At 65.7% G+C, this 20,826-nt stretch carries 15 protein-coding genes; 12 read left to right on the top strand and 3 right to left on the bottom strand.

The annotated features are described in order from the left end of the window. Positions 1-112: 112 nt before the first annotated feature. The 9 genes from ISP14_RS03585 to ISP14_RS03625 all read left to right on the top strand — a co-directional run bounded on the left by ISP14_RS03585 (position 113) and on the right by ISP14_RS03625 (position 11,193). Entirely contained in the window at positions 113-1,084 is a 972-nt protein-coding gene (locus ISP14_RS03585) for a VTT domain-containing protein (RefSeq protein ID WP_404537118.1), read from the top strand. 264 nt (positions 1,085-1,348) lie between these two features. Next, the gene (gene kdpF / locus ISP14_RS03590) at positions 1,349-1,441 is read left to right on the top strand and encodes a K(+)-transporting ATPase subunit F (protein ID WP_181300560.1); all 93 of its coding nucleotides are present in this window, start codon (positions 1,349-1,351) and stop codon (positions 1,439-1,441) included. Beyond that, complete coding sequence (kdpA, locus tag ISP14_RS03595; RefSeq protein ID WP_404536321.1) at positions 1,438-3,258, top strand: potassium-transporting ATPase subunit KdpA; 1,821 nt, start codon at positions 1,438-1,440, stop codon at positions 3,256-3,258. Before kdpF ends, kdpA begins: the two co-directional genes overlap by 4 nt. Before the next feature lie 3 nt (positions 3,259-3,261). Then, positions 3,262-5,334, top strand: coding sequence for a potassium-transporting ATPase subunit KdpB (gene kdpB, locus ISP14_RS03600; protein ID WP_404536322.1), 2,073 nt, complete (start codon positions 3,262-3,264; stop codon positions 5,332-5,334). 13 nt (positions 5,335-5,347) lie between these two features. Continuing rightward, positions 5,348-5,554 carry a hypothetical protein gene (locus ISP14_RS03605; protein ID WP_404536324.1) on the top strand — a complete coding sequence of 69 codons (207 nt, stop codon included), beginning with the start codon at positions 5,348-5,350 and terminating at the stop codon, positions 5,552-5,554. A gap of 82 nt (positions 5,555-5,636) precedes the next feature. After that, a complete protein-coding gene (locus ISP14_RS03610; protein ID WP_404536326.1) occupies positions 5,637-7,127 on the top strand; it encodes an outer membrane beta-barrel protein in 1,491 nt (496 codons plus the stop codon). A gap of 10 nt (positions 7,128-7,137) precedes the next feature. Next, the gene (gene kdpC, locus ISP14_RS03615) at positions 7,138-7,716 is read left to right on the top strand and encodes a potassium-transporting ATPase subunit KdpC (RefSeq protein WP_404536328.1); all 579 of its coding nucleotides are present in this window, start codon (positions 7,138-7,140) and stop codon (positions 7,714-7,716) included. A 118-nt stretch (positions 7,717-7,834) separates the two neighbouring features. Further along, entirely contained in the window at positions 7,835-10,507 is a 2,673-nt protein-coding gene (locus tag ISP14_RS03620) for an ATP-binding protein (protein ID WP_404536330.1), read from the top strand. Further along, on the top strand, positions 10,504-11,193 hold the full coding sequence (locus ISP14_RS03625; protein WP_404536332.1) for a response regulator: 690 nt from the start codon (positions 10,504-10,506) through the stop codon (positions 11,191-11,193). The genes ISP14_RS03620 and ISP14_RS03625 overlap by 4 nt, the downstream gene beginning before the upstream one ends. Positions 11,194-11,208: 15 nt before the next feature. Here ISP14_RS03625 and pdxR read toward each other — a convergent pair whose 3' ends face one another. Continuing rightward, positions 11,209-12,684, bottom strand: coding sequence for a MocR-like pyridoxine biosynthesis transcription factor PdxR (gene pdxR, locus ISP14_RS03630; RefSeq protein WP_404536334.1), 1,476 nt, complete (start codon positions 12,682-12,684; stop codon positions 11,209-11,211). Between the two features lie 304 nt (positions 12,685-12,988). Here pdxR and ISP14_RS03635 point away from each other — a divergent pair, with 304 nt between their 5' ends. The 3 genes from ISP14_RS03635 (at position 12,989) to ssb (ending at position 17,546) form a co-directional block, all read left to right on the top strand. After that, a complete protein-coding gene (locus ISP14_RS03635; RefSeq protein WP_404536336.1) occupies positions 12,989-13,366 on the top strand; it encodes a transposase in 378 nt (125 codons plus the stop codon). Positions 13,367-13,623: 257 nt separating this feature from the next. Continuing rightward, positions 13,624-16,668, top strand: a complete 3,045-nt coding sequence (locus ISP14_RS03640; protein WP_404536338.1) for a TonB-dependent receptor — start codon at positions 13,624-13,626, stop codon at positions 16,666-16,668. A gap of 347 nt (positions 16,669-17,015) precedes the next feature. Beyond that, positions 17,016-17,546 (top strand): single-stranded DNA-binding protein, encoded by a 531-nt coding sequence (gene ssb / locus ISP14_RS03645; protein ID WP_404536340.1) that lies wholly within the window; start codon positions 17,016-17,018, stop codon positions 17,544-17,546. A 173-nt stretch (positions 17,547-17,719) separates the two neighbouring features. Here the strand turns inward: ssb and ISP14_RS03650 are convergent, their stop codons facing one another. Both ISP14_RS03650 and ISP14_RS03655 read right to left on the bottom strand, forming a co-directional pair. Further along, on the bottom strand, positions 17,720-18,157 hold the full coding sequence (locus tag ISP14_RS03650; RefSeq protein ID WP_404536342.1) for a hypothetical protein: 438 nt from the start codon (positions 18,155-18,157) through the stop codon (positions 17,720-17,722). Positions 18,158-18,429: 272 nt separating this feature from the next. Further along, positions 18,430-20,787, bottom strand: a complete 2,358-nt coding sequence (locus tag ISP14_RS03655; RefSeq protein ID WP_404537120.1) for a family 20 glycosylhydrolase — start codon at positions 20,785-20,787, stop codon at positions 18,430-18,432. Positions 20,788-20,826 lie beyond the last annotated feature (39 nt).

Genomic DNA, 20,826 nt, shown 5'->3' on the forward strand with positions numbered 1-20,826 from the left:
GCCTGCCGCGAACCAGCACACGGAGGGCGATTGCAAGTTGTGATGGCCGGCCCAATGATGGGGCGGCGGCCCGTTGTCGCTGCCGCGGGGATCCGGTCCGATGGCTCACGAAATCATTGCGTTGATCGCCCAGTACGGCCTGCTGCTGGTGTTTCTGAATGTGCTGGCGGCACAGGCGGGCGTGCCAGTGCCGGCAGTGCCCACCCTGGTCGTGGCCGGCGCACTGGCGGCGGGCGACCGCCTGCCACTGGCCGGTATCGTGGCGGCGGCGCTGGCTGGCAGTCTGCTCGGCGACCTGGCCTGGTACCTGGCCGGGCGGCGCTATGGCGCGGGGGTGATGCGCACGCTTTGCCGCGTCTCGCTGTCGCCGGACTCCTGCGTGAAGCAGTCGGAGCTGCGTTTCCACCGCTGGCGCGGCCGGGTGCTGCTGGTCGCCAAGTTCGTGCCGGGGCTGTCGATGCTGGCCCCGCCGCTGGTCGGCGCGATGGGCTTGCCGCCGCGGAACTTCGTACTGCTCGACGGCCTGGGGGCGTTGCTTTGGGCTGGCGTGGCGATCGCGCTCGGCTACGCCTTCGCCGGCGAGATCGACCGCGTACTGGATGCCGTCGCCAATGCCGGCACGGTGGCGATCGAGGTGGCGGCGGCATTGCTCGCGGCCTATGTACTGGTCAAATGGTGGCGACGCGAGCGCCTGCTGCGTTCGCTGCGGATGGCACGCATCGGCGTCGAGGAACTCAGCCGGGCGGTCGCGGCAGGTCGCGCACCCGTGGTGATCGACGTGCGTTCGGCGGTGGCACGGCAACTGGACGACAGGATGATTCCGGACGCCCTGCTCACCGATGTCGAGGGCGTCGTGCAGGCGGTCGTCGCGATACCGTTCGACCGCGAGCTGGTGGTGTATTGCAACTGCCCGAACGAGGTCTCCGCCGCCCATGCGGCGCAGGCGCTGATGGCGCGCGGCTACCGCCGCGTGCGGCCGCTGCAGGGCGGGCTGGATGCCTGGGACGCGGCCGGTTACACGGTGCTGCGGCTGGCGCCGGCGCCGGCGGCGGTAGCGGACAGCCCCGCGCCGACGGTGGTCTGAACGCGCGACTCCCTTCGGCGGAAAATTTACGCGTTCTATACGCGCCGGCCGCGGATCGCTACCCCTTTCATATGCCGCACTGCCTACAGTGCGCGGCGTCGTTTCCATGAGTCGACGCCAATGGATTTCCTCTACCTGCTGTTCCTGTTCGTGCTGAGCGCGGCCGTGCTCGGCTTCCTGCTGGTCTGCGACCGGCTGGGCCCGCGCAAATAACGCGCCTTCGCCCCGACCCCATCACTCGCACCACATTGCGGGAGTGTCTGCATGCATTTCGCCTATGCCATCGCCGCGGTCATCGCGGTGCTGCTGATCGCCTACCTGTGCGTGGCGCTGCTCAAGCCGGAGTGGTTTGAATGACTGCCAACGATCTCACCCAGGTCGGCCTGTACCTGGTCATCCTGTTGCTGCTGCTCAAGCCGATGGGTAGCTACATGACTCAGGTGTTCTCCGATACCCCGAATCGCGTGACGCGCGTCGGCGGCGGCATCGAACGCCTGCTGTATCGTTTCTGCGGTATCCGCAGCGACGAAGACATGAGCTGGAAGCGCTATGCGCTGGCCATGCTGCTGTTCAACGTGCTCGGCCTGCTGCTCGTGTACCTGCTGCAGCGGGTGCAGCTGTGGCTGCCGCTGAACCCGCAGCACTTCGGCAACGTGTCGCCGGATTCGGCGATGAACACCGCGATCAGCTTCGCCACCAACACCAACTGGCAGGGCTACAGCGGCGAGTCGACAATGAGCTACCTGACCCAGATGCTGGGTCTGGCGGTGCAGAACTTCCTCTCGGCGGCGACCGGCATCGCGGTGCTGGTGGCCGTGGTGCGCGGCTTCGTGCGGCGCGGCGCGGAAGCGCTCGGCAACTTCTGGGTCGACCTGACCCGCGCCACGTTGTACGTGCTGCTTCCGCTCTCGCTGGTGATCGCGTTGTTGCTGGCCTCGCAAGGTGTGGTGCAGAACTTCAAACCGTACGTGGACGTGCCGGTCGTGCAGACCAGCAGCTATGCCAATCCGGTGACCGATGCCGCCGGCAACCCCGTCAAGGATGCTTCCGGCAATCCTATGACCAAGCCGGCGCAGCTCGCCACGCAGACCCTGCCGATGGGGCCGGCGGCCTCGCAGGTGGCGATCAAGATGCTTGGCACCAACGGCGGCGGCTTCTTCAATGCGAACTCGGCGCATCCGTACGAAAATCCCACGCCGTTCTCGAACCTCATCGAGATGCTGGCGATCTTCCTGATCCCCGGCGGCTTGTGCGTGATGTTCGGCCAGATGGTCGGCGACCGCCGTCAGGGCTGGGCGATTCTCGCCACGATGCTGGTGATCTTCATCCCGCTGACGGTGGGCCTGGTGGCCGCCGAGCAGGCCGGCAACCCGGCGCTGCATGGCCTGGTGGCGCAGCATGTGGTGGACCAGCATGCCTCCGCGCTGCAGGCCGGCGGCAACATGGAGGGCAAGGAGACCCGCTTCGGCATCGCCGGCAGCAGTCTGTTCGCCGCGATCACCACGGCCGCTTCCTGTGGTGCCGTGAATGCGATGCACGATTCGCTCACGCCGCTGGGCGGGCTGATCCCGATGTGGCTGATCCAGCTGGGCGAGGTGATCTTCGGCGGCGTCGGTTCGGGCCTGTACGGCATGCTCGCCTTCGCCGTGGTGGCGGTGTTCATCGCCGGCCTGATGGTGGGTCGCACGCCGGAGTACCTCGGCAAGAAGATCGAGGCCTACGAGATGAAGATGGCCAGCCTCGCGGTGTTGCTGCCGTGCGCGCTGGTGGTGATCTGCACGGCGGTCGCGGTGATGCTGCCGGCGGGCGTGGCAGGCATCGCCAACCCCGGCGCGCATGGCTTCAGCGAGATTCTCTACGCGGTCAGCTCGGCCTCGAACAACAACGGCAGCGCGTTCGCCGGCCTCTCTGCGAACACGCCGTTCTGGAACGTGCTGCTGGGCGTGTGCATGTTCCTGGCGCGCTTTCCGCTGGCGATCGCGATGCTGGCGATGGCCGGTGCGCTGGCCGCCAAGCGGCACGTTCCGGAATCCGCCGGCACGCTCCCCACGCATACGCCGCTGTTCGTCACGCTGCTGGCCTGCGTGGTGATCGTGGTGGGTGCGCTGACCTTCCTCCCGGCACTGGCACTTGGCCCGATCGCCGAATACCTGATGTCCGCCACGGGGCACTGATCCATGACTTCGACCACTCACGCAGTGCGCGGTTTCGATCGCGAGCTGATCCTCAATGCTGTCGCGGACTCGTTCCGCAAACTGTCGCCGCGGCTGCAGTTCAAGAACCCGGTGATGTTCGTGGTGTTCGTGTGCAGCGTGCTGACCACGCTGCTGTGGGTGCAGGCGCTCGCCGGCCACGGCGAGGCGCCCACCGGCTTCATCTTCTGGGTCAGCGCCTGGCTGTGGTTCACCCTGCTGTTCGCCAATTTCGCCGAGGCGCTGGCGGAAGGGCGCGGCAAGGCGCAGGCTGCCGCGCTGCGCAGCTCGCGCAAGGACGTGATCGCGAAGAAGCTGGCTGGCCCCGACCGCAGTGCGGCGATCACCTTCGCGCCGTCCAGCGAACTGCGTAGCGGCCACCACGTGCTGGTGGAGGCAGGCGAGCAGATCCCCGGCGACGGCGAGGTGGTGATCGGCGCGGCCAGCGTGGACGAGAGTGCGATCACCGGCGAGTCCGCGCCGGTGATCCGCGAGTCCGGTGGCGACCGCAGTGCGGTCACCGGCGGCACCCGCGTGTTGTCGGACTGGCTGGTGGTGCGCATCACCAGCAACCCGGGCGAGAGCTTCCTGGACCGCATGATCGCGATGGTGGAAGGTGCCTCGCGGCGCAAGACGCCGAACGAGATCGCGCTGACCATCTTGCTGGCGAAGTTCACCCTGATCTTCCTGCTCGCCTGCGCCACCTTGCTGCCGTATTCGATCTACAGCGTGCAGGCCGCCGGCGCCGGCAACCCGATCACGCTGACCGTGCTGGTGGCCCTGCTGGTCTGCCTGATCCCCACCACCATCGGCGCGCTGCTGTCGGCGATCGGCATCGCCGGCATGGACCGGATGATCCGCGCCAACGTGATCGCCACCTCCGGTCGCGCGGTGGAGGCGGCGGGCGACGTCGACGTGCTTCTGCTCGACAAGACCGGCACCATCACCCTGGGCAACCGCCAGGCGGTGGCCTTCCATCCGGCACCAGGTATCGACGAGCGGGCGCTCGCCGACGCCGCGCAGCTCGCCTCACTGGCCGACGAAACACCTGAAGGCCGCAGCGTCGTGGTGCTCGCCAAGCAGCGCTTCGGCCTGCGCGAGCGTCACCTCGAGGAAGGGCATGCCGTGTTCGTGCCGTTCACCGCGCAGACCCGCATGAGCGGCGTGGACGTGGATGGCCGTGCTATCCGCAAGGGCGCGCTCGACGCAGTGGAGAAATACCTCGAATCGATCGGCAGCCACCTGCCGGCGCGCGTGAAGCAGATGGCCGAGGAGATCGCACGCCGCGGCGCCACGCCGCTGATCGTGGCCGAAGGTTTCGGCGCACTCGGCGTGATCGAGCTCAAGGACATCGTCAAGGGCGGCATCAAGGAGCGTTTCGCAGAAATGCGCCGGATGGGCATCAAGACCGTGATGATCACCGGCGACAACCCGCTCACGGCGGCGGCGATCGCGGCCGAGGCCGGCGTCGACGACTTTCTCGCCGAGGCCACGCCGGAAGCCAAGCTCAAACTGATCCGCAGCATCCAGGCCGAGAACCGCCTGGTCGCGATGTGCGGCGACGGTACCAACGATGCACCGGCGCTGGCCCAGGCTGACGTGGCGGTGGCGATGAACACCGGCACCCAGGCGGCCAAGGAAGCCGGCAACATGGTCGACCTGGATTCCAACCCGACCAAGCTGATCGAGGTGGTGGAGATCGGCAAGCAGATGCTGATCACCCGCGGCTCGCTGACCACCTTCTCGATCGCCAACGACATCGCCAAGTATTTCGCGATCATCCCGGCCGCGTTCGCCACCACCTACCCGGCGCTCAACACGCTCAACGTAATGCACCTGGCCACGCCGCGCAGCGCGATCCTGTCGGCGGTGATCTTCAACGCGCTGATCATCATCTTCCTGATCCCGCTGGCCCTGAAGGGCGTGAAATACCGCGCGCTGGGCGCCGGTGCGCTGCTGCGGCGCAACCTGCTGGTCTACGGCCTCGGCGGTATCGTCGTGCCGTTCATCGGTATCAAGCTGATCGATATGTTGCTGGTCCTGTGCGGACTGGCCTGAGAGGAGTCTCGTCATGCAAATGCTCAAGCTCTCGCTTTCGCTTCCCGACGAAGCGCATCCGGACATGGAACTGCGCGTGTCCACCAACGACACCGAATACGACGTGGTGATCGCCATGCCGGCGCGTAAGCCGGCCGGGGCCGGCGCACGCGCCGATGCCACCGATGCGGCGAACCGCGAGGAAAACGACTACGTGCTGGGCGGCTACGCCGGCATCTGATGCGATGGCCGCGCTACGGCGGCCCGACGATTCAATCACTACAAGCGAACGGCCGTTGCGGGCCGATGCAACAAGGAACGGTATGTCACACAAGAAGATTCTTCCGCTGGCGTTGATGCTGGCGATGCTGCCGGCGGGACGTGCGCTGGCCGATACGGCCGCGGCCGCCGCGCCGCTGGCCGGCGACCCGCAGAGCGCGGTCGCGGCGCCGACGGCGCCCCAGGCAGAAAGCGGCCATTGTTCTGCAGGTTTCCTGTCGCGCCTGGCGGCGGCGTATCGCGAGGACGCGCAGCCGGCCGACCCGAACGCGCCGGCGCCGAAGCGCCGGGCCATGGACGCACCGCTGGATTCGCCGCCGTTCCCGTCGTCGGAATGGCAGCTCGGTGGCGTGCCGGCGCCCATCGGCGTGCCGGACACCGATTCCACGTACCCGCTGGAAAAGGCGCTGAGCTGCACCAGGCTGGGCCAGTGGATGCAGCGCAACCGCATCGAGGTGTTCGGCTGGATCACGCCTTCGGCGAACCTGAGCACGTCGAGCTTCAGCAACTATCCGCTGTCCTACAACACGCGGCCCAACCGCGCGGAGTTCGACCAGTGGGTGTTCAACCTCACCCGCGTCGAGGACACCGTGCAGACCGACCATGTCGACTGGGGCTTCGACATCTCCAATCTGTACGGCTACGACTACCACTACACCACCATGAAGGGTGTCTTCAGCAACCAGCTGCTGAACAACCCGGCGCCGAACCAGCCGCTCAGCGGCAAGATCTACGGCGAAGACCCGATGCTGTTCTACGGCGACATCTACATCCCGTGGGTAGCCCAGGGCATGGTGGTGCGCGTCGGGCGCTATCTGTCGCTGCCGGACATCGAGGCGCAGTTCTCGCCACAGAACTACCTGATGACACATTCCATTCTGTACACGGTCGATCCGTACACGCAGATGGGCGTGATGACTACCACGCGGCTCAACCAGCAATGGACGCTGCAGCTGGGCGTGAACGCCAGCAACGACACGGCGCCGTGGAATGGCTCGGCGCGTCCCACCTTGCAGGCCTGCGTGCGCTGGGTGTCCGCTAGCAACAACGACATGCTCTATCCCTGCGTCAACAGCCTCAACCATTCCAACTACAACTACAACAACGTGCAGATGTACGTGCTGACCTGGGGCCATCGCTTCAACCAGCGCGTGCATATCCTCACCGAGGCCTACCGCATGTTCGGCCGCAACATCCCCGGCTTCGGTCCCGGCGGCACGCCGGGCGTGGCGGGTTCCTCGCCGCTGTCGGGCACGGCCGGCGCGTTCGGCGTAGTCAACTATCTCAATATCGAACTCAATCCCAGCAACATGCTGTCGATCCGCAACGAGTTCTACAACGACGAGAAGGGCCAGCGCACCGGCTATGCCACGCGCTACAGCAGCCACACCATCGGCCTCACTCACTGGGTCACGCAGGATCTGGAGATCCAGCCGGAGCTGCGCTACGAGCATTCCTATGACGTGAATGCCTATGACGGCGGCAGGAAGGACTATCAGGCCGTCGCCCTCCTCGATGCGATCATCCACTACTGAGGTATCGACCATGGGCAGGATGTTGCGCAACGCTGCGATGCTGTTGTTGCTGATGACGGTGATCGCCGGCATCGCCTATCCGCTGCTGGTTACCGGGCTGGCGCAGGTGATCTTTCCGGTGCAGGCCAACGGCAGTGTGATCGTGAAAGACGGCAAGCCGGCCGGTTCCACGCTGATCGGCCAGGTGTTCACCGCGCCGAAGTACTTCTGGGGACGGCCGTCGGCCACCACCCCGCAGGGTTACAACGGCACCGCCTCCAACGGCTCCAACCTCGGGCCGACCAACCCGGCCCTGGCCGACGCGGCGAAGCAGCGCATCGCCGCGCTGCAGGCGGCCGACCCCGGCAATCATGCGGCGATACCGGTGGACCTGGTCACCGCCTCCGGCAGCGGCCTCGATCCGGAGATCAGCCCGGCGGCGGCGCAGTACCAGGTGGCCCGCGTGGCTGGCGCGCGCGGCTTGCCCGTCTCCGAAGTGCAGGCACTGGTGCTGCGACATACGAATGGCCGCCAATTCGGCGTGCTGGGCGAGCCGCGGGTGAACGTGCTGGAGCTCAACCTGGCGCTGGACGCCTTGCCTGCGCATTGACCGATGGAGCCCGATGATGCCCGGAACGCCCGCTGTCCCCGTGGGTGTGTTCCGGGCATCATGCTGCCTGTGCCGGAACTGACCAAAGCACCCCCAGAGTTGGAGCTGGCGTAAGCGCATGACTGATGCAGCCCGTGACGCCCGTGCCGATGCCTTGCTCGATGCCGTCAACGGCGATCGGCAGCGGCGGCTGAAGATTTTCCTCGGCGCCGCGCCCGGCGTCGGCAAGACCTGGGCGATGCTCTCGGCCGCGCACGAGCTGAAGAAGCAGGGCGTGGACGTGGTGGTGGGGCTGGTGGAGACCCACGGCCGGGTAGAGACGGCGGCACTGCTGGAAGGGCTGGAGGTGTTGCCGCGGCGGCGCGTGAACTACCGCGACCGTGACTTCGAGGAATTCGATCTCGATGCCGCGCTGGCGCGCAAGCCGGCGGTGCTGCTGGTCGACGAGCTGGCGCACACTAATCTTCCCGGCGGCCGCCACGAACGGCGCTGGCAGGATATTGCCGAGCTGCTCGACGCCGGCATCGAGGTCTATACCGCGCTCAACGTGCAGCACCTGGAAAGCCTCAATGATCAGGTGCGGCGCATCACCGGCGTCACCGTGCGCGAACGCGTGCCCGACGCCTTCCTCGACCGTGCACGCGACATCGTGCTGGTGGACCTGCCGCCGCGCGAACTGATCGAGCGGCTCAGGCAGGGCAAGGTCTACGTGCCGGAGACCGCGGCAGCGGCGCTGGATGCCTTCTTTTCGCCCACCAACCTCGCCGCGTTGCGCGAGCTGTCGGTGGACACCGTGGCCGGCCACGTCGAGAGCGACCTGCGCGGCAGCATGCTGGCGCGCGGCGCGGCGATGCCGGTGCGCCGGCGCGTGCTGGCGGCGATCGACGGCCACACGCAGAGCGAATACCTGGTGCGCGTGGCACGGCGCATCGCCGAGCGGCGCGGTGCGCCGTGGAGCGTGGTGTTCGTGGACAGGGGCATGCGGCTGGACGCCGCGCGGCGCGAGCGGCTGGAAAGCGCCTTGCGGCTGGCGCGGCGGCTGGGCGGCGACACGGTGGTGCTGCGCGGCCACACCATCGCCGACGAACTGCTGACCTATGCCGATCGCGAAGGCGTGGGCCAGATCATCCTCGGCCGCACCCGCGAGCGCCTGTTCGCGCGCATGGTGGGCCGCTCGCTCACCCAGCAGCTGCTGCGCCGCGGCGCGCACCTGGAGCTCACCATCATCGCCACGCCGGCCGAACGCGCGGCTTCGCGCCGGCGCCTGCGGCTGGTGCCGCCGGGCGGCTTGGGCCGGCGTGGCGAATACACGTATGCCACGTTGGCCACGCTAGGCGCGCTGCTGCTGGCTTTCGCCGGCGAGCACTACCTGTCGGTGGCGAACCTGTCGCTGATCTTCCTTACCGCGGTGCTGGTGGTGGCGGTGCGCACGCGCATGGCGGTGGCTGTCTACACGGCCATCCTCTGCTTCGTCTCCTACAACTTCTTCTTCGCCCCGCCGGTCTATTCGCTGGAGATCTCCAGCCCCGACGACGTGCTGGCGGTATGCCTGTTTCTGCTTGCCGCGCTGGTGTGCAGCCGGTTGGCCACGCGGCTGGCGCAGCAAGTGGAGTCGCTGCGCGCCGCGCATGTGCAGGCGCGCGCTCTGCTGCTGCTGGGCCAGCGCCTGGCCGCGAGCACCGATGCCGCCGGCATCCGCACGGTAGGCGCGGCGGCGCTGGCGCAGGCCTTGCCTTGCGAGGCGGCGCTGCTGGCGCGCGACGTCGGCAGCGCACTGCAACCGATGGCGGCGGAGCCGCACGATCTGCACTTGCAACCGCAGGACCTGGCCGCCGCCGACTGGTGCGAGCGCCACGCCACGCCGGCTGGCCGCTATACCGACACCTTGAACGCCGCCCCATGCTGGCTGTTGCCGCTGGGCAGCGAGGAACAGCAACTGGGCGTGGCCGCCTTGCGCTTCCCGCCCGATGCGGGCGAACCCGACTCGGATCGCCGCAGTCTGGCGCTGGCGATGGTGCAGGACATCGGCCAGGCGCTGGCCCGCGCACGGCTGGCCGAAGAGCTGGAGGGCGCGCGCGTGCAGGGTGAAACCGAGCGCCTGCGCAGTGCGCTGCTTTCTTCGGTGTCGCACGACCTGCGCTCGCCGCTGTCTTCGATGATCGGCGCGGCCGGCACCCTGGTCGATTACGAGGACAGGCTGCCGCCGGCCGAGCGCCGCGAGCTGCTGGAGGCGATCCTGGGCGAGGGCCAGCGGCTGGATCGCTACATCCAGAACCTGCTGGACATGACCCGGCTCGGCCACGGCACGCTCAAGCTCAACCGTGACTGGGTGGATGCGGCCGAGATCGTGGCCGCCGCGGTGACGCGCCTGCGCAAGCTGTTCCCCTCGGTGCGGGTGGACACCGCCTTGCCGCACGATACCGTGCTGCTCTACGTGCACCCCGCGCTGATCGAGCAAGCGCTGTTCAACATCCTTGAAAACGCCGCGCGCTTCTCACCGCCGGATCAGCCGGTGACGGTGACCGCCCGCGTCGACGGCAGGCGCCTGTTGCTGGAAGTGGGCGACCGCGGGCCCGGCATTCCGGAAGAAGAGCGTGCGCGCATCTTCGACATGTTCTACTCGGTGTCGCGCGGCGATCGCGCCACGCAGGGCACCGGACTGGGGCTGGCGATCTGCCGCGGCATGATCGGCGCGCACGGCGGCAGTGTGGAGGCCTTGCCGCGCGACGGCGGCGGCACCACCATCCGCATCACCTTGTCGCTGCCCGAAGCGCCCGCAAGCCCCGCATGAACACATCTCCCCGCGTGCTGGTGATCGACGACGAGGCGCAGATCCGGCGTTTCCTCGACATCGGCTTGCGCGCCGAGGGTTACCAGGTGTTGCTTGCCGCTACTGCCGCGGAAGGCCTGGCGCAGGCTGCCACCGGCAGTCCGGACCTGGTGATCCTCGACCTCGGCCTGCCCGATCGCGACGGCCACGAGGTGCTGTCCGAACTGCGCCAGTGGAGTCGGGTGCCGGTGCTGATGCTGTCGGTGCGCGACGCCGAGACCGAAAAGGTGCGCGCGCTGGACGCCGGCGCCAACGATTACGTGACCAAGCCCTTCGGCATCCAGGAACTGATGGCGCGGCTGCGTGCGCTGCTGCGCCAGCGTCCGGCCAGCGAACCCGAGGCGCCGCCGCGCTGGGACGATGGCCGGCTCAGCGTGGACCTGCTGCGCCGCGAGGTGCGCCTGGACGGCGCCGAACTCGCGTTGACCCGCAAGGAGTACGCCGTGTTGGCGATGCTGCTGCGCCACGCCGGCCGCGTGGTCACCCAGCCGCAACTGCTGCGCGAGGTATGGGGGCCCAGCCACGTGGGCGACAGCCAGTACCTGCGCATCGTGATCGGCAAGCTGCGCCAGAAGCTGGGCGACGACCCGGCCCAGCCACGCTGGCTGAAGACCGAGCCGGGCGTGGGCTATCGCTTCCTGGGCTGATCGCGCGCCGGTGATTCATGCCTGATGGCGTTTCCTCGGCTGCGCTTCCCGTGCCGCGGCGTCGACCGCGTCCAGGCATTCGCCGAACAGCTGCATCGCTTCGTGCAATTGCGCCTTGGACAGGCCGCAGTAGCCGAGGATCAGGCCCGGCACGGCCGGCGGATTCTGGTAGTGCGGCGCGATGGAGTACAGGCCCAGGCCGCGCTCGTGCGCATCGGCGATCAGCGCGTCGACTTGCGTGTGGTCGTAATCCGGCAGCCAGGCGGTGATGTGCATGCCGGCATGCGCGTCCGCGATCTGTACGCGCTCGCCGGCATACTGCTGCAGTCCGGCGATCAGCTCGCGCCGCCGTGCATTCAATTCCCGGCTCATATAGCGCAGATGGCGCTCGAAGCCGCCGTCCTCCATGAAGTGCGCGAGCGCGGCCTGCTCGATCGCGGGGTTGCCGCGGTCGCACAGGTACTTGGCGTTGATGAAGTCGCCGCACAGCGCTTCTGGCAACACCATGTAGCCGAGCCGCAGCGCGCCGAACATCACCTTGGAGAAGGTGCCGACATAGATCACCCGGTCGTCGGTATCGAGCGAGCGCAGAGCCGGCAGCGGCGGCGAGTCGTAGCGCAGTTCGCCATCGTAGTCGTCCTCCATGATCCAGCAGTTCCTGGTCCGCGCGTAGCGCAGCAGTTCCTGCCGGCGCGACATGGAAAGCGCCGGACCCGCGGGAAACTGGTGGGAAGGGGTGACCATGACCAGGCGCGGCGCCTGCTTCGGCAGGGCGCTGCAGACCAGGCCATCGTGGTCGGTGGGGATGGGCAGCAGCGTCGCGCCGTGGGCGCCGAACTGCTGCCAGGCGCCGAAATAATGCGGCTCCTCGATGGCTACCTCGTCGCCCTCATCCAGCAGCACACGTGCCGCCAGGGCAATCGCCTGCTGGGTGCCGCTGACGATCAACACCTGGTTCGGCGAGGCCCGGACCCCGCGGTGCCGTGCCAGGTAGTCGCAGATCTGCTCGCGCAGGGCCGGCAGTCCCTGGTTGCTGGCGTATTCGAGTTTGGTGCGCGTGGCGGCCCAGGCGAGTTCGCGTCCCCAGATGGCGCCCAGAGTCGGATTCACCTGCGGGCGCCCGTACTGCATGTCCAGGCGCCGGTCCCGATGCCGTGCCGCAATCGACCAGTCCGTCAGCTGCCGCGCCCGTTTCGCGTAGCGCGTGAGTGGAGCGATGGATGGGCTTGACGCTGGTTGCGGCGGCATCGGCTCGGCGCGCGACGTGCTCACGTAGCTGCCGGAGCCCACGCGACCGATGATGTAACCCTCGGCGCGCAACTGCTCATAGGCAGTCAACACCGTGATGCGGGAAAGTCCCAGTTCCTCGGCCAGCACCCGAGTGGGGGGCAGGCGCGCGCCAGCAGCCAGCCGGCCGCTGAGGATGGCCGACTTCAAGGCGCGAGTGAGCTGGCTGTAGTTCGGGCCGTGTCCATCGAGCTCGAGAAACATGGCGTCTCCTGATTGGTTATGGATGCTTCCATGAAATTGGTTATGCGCAGGCGTTACTCCACGCAAGCGTGACGTTTGACGAGTCAAAAATTGAAATGGCGGCGCCCACTTGGGGAAAGGGGGCGGCGGGACTATTCCATTTACCTCGTCCAGGCGTTTCGTCATGTGCCACAAGGCATGGTGAAGTGCTGAATGGCATATACCGATTCGCAAGATATTGCGTCATTGGTCATGCATGGTTCCTATTCATTGGTTCTGTAAAGCCTGCAAATGTTTATTTAGTGTGACCAGATAGCGAGTTTAAATGAATGGCCAGTTCGACATGCTGGTCCGGCAGCGAATGGAGTCGGGCCGCATGAGGCACGTCGTCGGCAGGCTCGCGCGCCACGCAAACCACACACAACAAAAAGATGGGAGCTGGAAGATGCGCGCGAGGTTCTACCCGGAGGAGTTGAAGGATGAGGCCATCCGGCTGGTGGTCAAGCATCGTTTTACCGCGCGGGAAGCGGCGCTGCAGCTGGGTTTGCGCAGCGAGGTCGTGCGGGTGTGGGTGCGCCGGTTCCGCTACGGAAAAGCCCGTTCCGGCGAAGTCGATCATCTGCGTGCCCGCGTGGAAAAGCTTGTGATGGAACGCGACACGCTTGCCAGCATTACCGCACGTCTTCTCACGAAAACGAGTTGATCCGTATAAACGGAAAACGAAACAAGAAAATGCGCGATTACCCGGTTGAGCGGGTTATCCGTTATCGCTTGTGCAAGTGATTTTGAATCACGGGGAATAACTTTATCTGGTCCGCGGGCTTGAATGGCTGGGGCCTTTGTTAATGGCATATGCCGGGGAGTCGCTTAATGAATATCGCAAAACTTCGTAATCCATCGTTGCATGGCGCGCGTCTGCGTCGAACGGCATTGGCATTGGCCATTGCCACTGGCGCGGGAATGAGCGGTCAGGTGCTGGCGCAGGCCACCACCGGCACCATCTTCGGTAGTGCGCCCACCTCCGGTGCCACGGTGCAGGTCACCGGCGGCGCAGGCGTCAACCGCACGGTCTCGGTCGACAGCACGGGTCACTACTCGGTGACGGTGCCGGTCGGCAGCTACACGGTCAACCTGCTGCAGAACGGCACCGTGGTGCAGTCGCACAGCAACGTCAGCCCCGTCGCGGGCGGCGCGTCCGAGGCCGATTTCGCGCAGGCCGGTGGCGACAATGCGAAGTCGTTGGGCACGGTGACGGTGACGGCCAATGCGCTGCCCGCGATCGACGTGACCTCCACCACCCAGAACCTCACCATCACCTCGCAGCAGCTGGCGCAGTTGCCGCTGGCCCGCAGCTCGGCGTCCATCGCCCTGCTGGCGCCGGGTACGGCCGCCGGTGCGGCCATGCTGGGTGGCGGTCCCACCGGTGAAGCGGTGGTTTCGTTCGGTGGTTCCTCCATCGTCGAGAACGCCTACTACATCAACGGTTTCAACACTTCCGATCCGCTGAGCAACACCGGCGGCATCACGCTGCCCTATGGCTCGATCGACCAGCAGCAGACCCTCACCAGCGGTTATGGCGCCCAGTACGGCCGTTCGGCCGGCGGCGTGATCAGCCAGGTGGGCAAGAGCGGCACCAACGACTGGCACTTCGGCGGCCAGGTGTTGTGGGCGCCGACGTTTGCGCGCGAAAGCGCCGTGAACAACTACTGGAACAATCCGCTGAGCACCACGTCAGGGGAAATGTACGGAAATCTCCAGTCGTACAACCGGCGCGAAAACAGCTGGAATACGGTCTACGACGCCTACGTCGGCGGCCCGCTGATCAAGGACACGCTGTTCCTGTTCCTGTCGGCCGAAGCCGACAAGACGCAGGGCCAGGTGATGCAGAGCGTCAATGCCGGCAAGATGTATTACTACAAGAACAGCGATCCCAAGTTCTACGGCAAGCTGGACTGGAACATCAATTCCAGCAACATCCTGTCGTTGACCGGCATCTACAACTCGGCGCAGAACGATCCGAGCCAGTACTACAACTACGACAGCATCGCGCACGCGATCGGTAATTTCGCGAGCCTGGGCCAGCGCAACAAGACGTCCTTCGGCATCTGGGTCGCCAAGTACACGTCGTACATCACCGACAACCTGACGGCGAACCTGATGTTCGGCAAGATGGACGGCAAGTACTACTCGTACCAGCCGCCGTTCCCTGGCTACGACCCCAACCAGACCTATATCGGCAACGGTGGGCAGTTCCAGAACCCGGCGTACCTGTCGTGCGCCAGCTGCTACGTCAACAACTCGAACGTCAACCTGTATCAGAGCAACCCGGGGCACAAGTCGGAAGTACGCAACCTGCGCCTCGACTTCGACTGGAAGCTGGGTAACCACGACATCCAGTTCGGTATCGACAACGACACCGATATCGACAAGGCGGATGGCCAGACGGTGACCGGTCCGGGCTACGCCTGGTACTACGAGCAGGCCGGTTCGCCGACCACCGACGCGGTGGGCGGTCTGGTTGGCCCGGGTACGCCGTGCGTTCCGGTCAATGGCGCGATGACGAAGGGTTGCTACGTCACCAAGTACGTGTTCACCACCAGCGCATCGGTGGAAGTGATGCAGCGTGCGCAGTACATCCAGGACAACTGGCAGGTCACGCCGAACCTCCTGCTCAACATCGGCCTGCGCAACGACCAGTTCACCAACTACAACCCGGCGGGCCAGGCTTACCTGCGTCTGACCAAGCCGCAGTGGGCGCCGCGCGTCGGCTTCAGCTGGGACGTGTTCGGCGACTCCACGCTCAAGGTGTTCGGCAACCTGGGTCGTTACTACCTGGCGATGCCCACCGCCGTCGCGCTGCGCGTGGCCGGCGCCCCGCTGTACACGAACCAGTTCTACACCTACTCGGGCATCAACAGCGACGGTACGCCGATCAACCCGACCCTCATCCCAAACAGCCTCCCGAACAACGTCTACTACGTCAACGGCGAGAACGGGCAGCCGATCGATGCCAAGGTGGCGTCGGCCCAGAATCTGAAGGCTGAATACCAGGATCAGTTCGTCCTGGGCATGCAGCAGCAGATCAACTCGTCGTGGGTGTATGGCGTTACGGGTACGGTCAACAAGATCGGCCGCGCGATCGACGACACGGATGCCGGCGGTCCGGATGCTCCGGCGATCATCGCCGCGGCGGCGGCCCAGGGCATCACCCTCGATCCGACCCTCATCAGCCAGAGCGTGCTGATCAACCCGGGCCAGGCCAATACCTTCGTGATCCCGAACGGCAAGGGCGGCTACTACAACGTGAAGGTCAGCAACGCCCAGCTCGGCATGCCGCAGCTGAAGCGCAAGTACTACTCGGCCGACCTGTACCTGGAGCACCCGTTCGACGGCAAGTGGTGGGCCAAGATCGACTACACCTTCTCGCGCAGCTACGGCAACTACGAAGGTCCGGTGCAGTCCAACATCGGCCAGGGCGGCAGCTCGCAGTCCGGTACGGAGCAGTGGGACTTCCCGCAGATCATGTCGTACTCCAACGGTCTGCTGGCCAACGACCAGAAGCATCAGCTGCGCATCTATGGTTCGTACCAGGTCACGCCGGAATGGAGCGTGGGCGGTACCTACCGCATCGCTTCGGGTACGCCGGCGTCCTGCCTGGGCTTCTACGGGCCGCAGCAGAGCGATCCGGGTGGCACCTACGGCGCTTCGTACCACTGGTGCAACGGCGTGCCGACGCCGGGCGGCACCACGGGCTTCACGCCGTGGACGCATCAGTTGAACCTGCAGGTGGACTACCGTCCGGAATTCGCCAAGCACAAGCTGGACTTCAGCCTGCAGATCCACAACGTGTTCAACGAGCAGAACCCCACGCAGTACTACGCGACCTACAACTCGGGCAACGCGCCCGGTCCGGGTCAGACGGCTGCGTTCGACCCCGGCTATCGTCTGCCTTACGCACTCGAGAACCCGCGTTACCTGCAGTTCGGCATCTCGTACGACTACTGATCGCGACAGCGACTGCAGAGCCCGGAGTTTCGGGCATGAGAACGACAAAGGCCGCCAGGAAACTGGCGGCCTTTGTCGTATGGGTGTCGCCCGACTCGCATGGGTGCCTTGCGTGTGGCCGTGGTGCGGGGATGGGGCTGTTCTGGAATCTGTTGCCCTGGACGAGCGCTCCCCGATCTCCGCCGGCGCGGGGCGGCATCGGCCGACACCAGGCGTCTGAGCGGGATGACGGCAACCGCCGGCCTGCGATGGATGCGTCCGGCCCCCGGCAAGGTATGATGGCCGGCACTTCAACCCCGGCCGCAATCTCACTTCAAGTGCGGCCGGCTCAACCAGGAAACGAATCCATGGCACGCGGTATCAACAAAGTCATTCTTGTCGGCAACCTCGGCAACGATCCGGAGGTGCGCTACACCGGCAGCGGCACCGCCATCGCCACGCTGAGCGTGGCTACTTCCGAAAGCTGGACCGACAAGCAGAGCGGCGAGCGCCAGGAGCGCACCGAGTGGCACCGCGTGAAGATGTTCGGCAAATTGGCCGAGATCGCCGGCGAGTACCTGAAGAAGGGCCGGCAGGTCTATATCGAAGGCTCGCTGCGCACTGAGAAGTACACCGACAAGAGCGGCGTGGAGAAATACTCCACCGACATCGTGGCCAGCGACATGCAGATGCTCGGCGGTCCCGGCGGCGGCGAGGGCGGCAGCGGTGGTGGCGGTGGCTTCCAGCGTGAACGCCCGCAGGGCGGCCAGCGCTCCCAGGGTGGCGGCAACTACGGCGGCGGCGGTGGCTACGGCAACCAGTCGCGCGGCGGCGGCGCGCCGGCACCGGCGGCGCCTGCCAACAACGGCGGCTTCGAGGACGACGATATTCCGTTCTGAGTTCTACCAACGGATTGTCTGTATCATTTTATGACTAAGCCCGCGTATCTGCGGGCTTTTTTTTACACTCGGCGAGGCCGGAAAATGCGTTCGTAGGGAGTCTGTGTGATTGAGCGAACGCGAACACCCCCTCCAGGCACAGGTTCGCGCATAAATGCGCGTCACTTCGACGATCACCCATAGGCAATACCCAGGTGGGTTTCCGCCTGCGCCACTCCTCCGTAATGAAAAGTGGAGTGCTCTGCCACTGTCATAAGATAGAGCGTGCCGGAACCTTGCCCCCCAGGCAGTATCGACGGCATCCAGTCATGGAAGTGGTGCCAAACGTAGCCAGCTGGTGTCTGGTGGTAGCCGCACGCGGCATTCGCAAGAAAGAAATCGCCTGCCCGGGTTCCGGTATAGAAGACTCGAGTCCTGCGCAGAAAGTGGGTCCCCGGATGGAGACCAAGCCTCTGCTGGCCGGCGATGTCGAAAAACTCCATGTAGGGATCGATCTCGCCTGGTGTGAAGTACCTTGCCTTTCTGCGCACTCGCCTGCCGAGCTGGATGTTCTCGCGCTCTATGCCCTGACGTCTAAGGCGATCCTTGAGTACGCGGTTCTTGAAATTCATTACGCCGGTCTTCGAGCGCGTCTGTCGGGCCATCGCGGTTCGTTCCTGATGTGCGGGGGTCGTCCTTTCGGAGGGGACCCGGAACCTACGTCCGGGCGACATTCGGCTTGGTCGAAGGCCGGAATGTCGCTTCCTTTTCTTGACCAATGCGGGAATCTGCGCCCAATCCTGTCAGCGGATGCAGTTCCGTTACGAAAGGTGCGCTGGTTCTGGCTGAAGCGACCTGGTTTTTCCGAGTCAGTCGGTAGTAGAGGTTGCGATGCCCTGCGTGGTCACCGCTTCAACGGGGCCTCGGTGCGGGACTCTCTCAGGCCACCGCCGTCGCCCGGGCCCGGCCCGACTCCGTCATCCATCCCGCGAATCTCCTGCGCCGACAGCACCCGGTTCCATACCTTCAACTCATCCATCGCACCGCGGAATCCGCCGGCCCGGCGCAAGGGGAAGAACAACGTCTGCACCAACCGCTTGTGCTCCTTCTTCTCGCCATTGAATTGGATGTAGGCGTCGTAAAGGTGGTCGTGCAGGACGCCGTTCACGTAGAGATCGGTGCCGCGGCTGGTTCCGGTGATGACGATGTGTGTCCAGGTATTGGCCGGGACGCTGTAGTCGAAGCTGAAATCGTAGCCGTCGCGCGAGAAACCGAGCTTGTCGGTCGCGCCCTGCCTGAGCTTGAGCTGCGAATTGGCGGAGCGGAACAGCATGGCGTCGTCGGCGTTGCGGGACGAGGGATTGATCCAGAACGAGACGGTGTAGTCGTAGCCGATCTCCTCGTACGGCAGGGTGGCGTAGCTGTCCGCGCCGCCGAAACGCAGGCCATGACCCGAGACGCCCTTGCCATAGCCCGATCGATGCAGGCGCACGTTGCGCGAGGGATGGTCGAAGTCGAAGGCGAGGGTGCCGGCTTTCATTCGGCCGCGGAGGTTGAGGCCGGGGCCTTCGCCGACGCCACGGCTCAGCGCGGCGAAGTGTTCGTAGTCCATGTCCGTGTTGGCGCCGTTCCACATCTTCTGCGCCAGCACCTGCAGCGCCGGGAATACCCGGTCGTTGACGTCCTTCTCGCTGATGCCGTTTCCGATGATGTCGTTCCACACCGCGAAGGACCCGCCGACGATGGCCGGATCCCCGGGAAGGAAGCTGACGTTGCCCACCATGTCCGGCGTCCAATCCCTATAGAGCTTCGGAAGATCGAGATAGTCGTTGTAGTAACCGGCCGCGGGGACGATGTAGAGCCAGTCGTCGGGGCTGCTGATCTGCGGATAGCCAAGCTGCTTCATGACCACCGGGTCCGCATAACCGTTGTACCAGGTGTCCATGGTGACGTTGTCCGTGGTCACCGGCGTGGTGCCGCTGGCCCAGGTCAGCGCTCCCCACATGCGGACCTTTTTGCCGTAGCTGCCGACGAATCGGATCATGCGATCGGTGTAGGCGCGAAACGCTTCGGCATCGGCCTTGGCGTACTCGTCGGTGCCGATGTCCACCACCGGGCCGGTGAAGACCGGATGCGGGCCGGCCAGGTATTCCCGGAAGATGTTTTCGACCATGGCGCTGGTCATGCGGTTGTGCAGGTCAAGGTGGTCCAGGCCGAACTTCGCGCTGCCGATATCGGGGCGCGCGCGCGTCAGGGCCAGCGCGTGCGCCGGCGTGTCGATCTCCGGCACGATGCGCACGCTACGGTCCATCGCCATTCGTTGCAGTGCCCGGAATTCCGCCTTTGTGTATGAACCGTCCTTCGCGGTCAGCTGGGGGTAGGTGTCGTTTTCCAGCCGGAATGCGGCATAGACCTCATGCCAGTCCTTGCCGGTGAGCTTCTGCGATCCGTTGTCGTTGAGATGGATCTGGAAGTCGTTCAATTTGTAGTAGGACAGCAGCTTCACGTAGTCGCGCAGAAAGCGCATGCGGAAGAATTTCCTCGCCACGTCCAACACGAGTCCGCGCACCGCGAATTCGGGATAGTCGCGCGCGGTGCCTTGCGGTATGCGCGGCGAGCGCTCCAGCAACTGCAGCAAGGTGCGCGTGCCCCAGAACGCGCCCTGGTAGGCGGTGGCGCTGACGGTGACATCCTTGCCGATGGCCAGGTAGTAGCCCTCCGCGCCAATGGACGCGTCCGGCTGCTTGAGCGAAAGGCGAATGTCTCCGGGGCCGCCGGCGTGGTCGACGATGGACAGCGTGCGGCCGGTGAGCTCGCGCAGGTCCTGTTGCAGGACCTTGGCCAGCTTGAGCAGCTCTGGCCGATGCCCTGCGCCGATGACGATGCGCGACGAGGCGCGAAGGCGGAAATCCCCTTCGCCTCCGTACCATTCCTTCAGCGCAGGAATGACGAACGGCTTCGCGTTGACGCCCGCATCGGCATGGATGCCGGGTGCCACGATGGTCTTCGACAGATCGGCGGCCTTGGTCCCCGGTGTCGAACGCTTGAAGTAGAGCGTCACACTGGTCGCCACCAAGGGAGCGTGCACCGAGCCCGAAGCGTCCACGATGGGAAGGTGATCGCTGCCGGCGAGGCTGAGGGCGCCGTCACTGTCCTGCGTCGTCGTCGCGATTTTGCCGGCCACGATGTGGATGTCAGTGGCGTCCTGTGCGATCGGTGCCGGACGCGGATCGGGGCGCGCAATAACCGGAGCCAAGAGCATCGCAGCCACGAGAAACGCCAGGCCAGTCCATCGCCTTCC

The organism is Dyella agri (assembly GCF_044904705.1).
In the GTDB taxonomy this organism is placed as follows: Bacteria; Pseudomonadota; Gammaproteobacteria; order Xanthomonadales; family Rhodanobacteraceae; genus Rhodanobacter_A; species Rhodanobacter_A agri.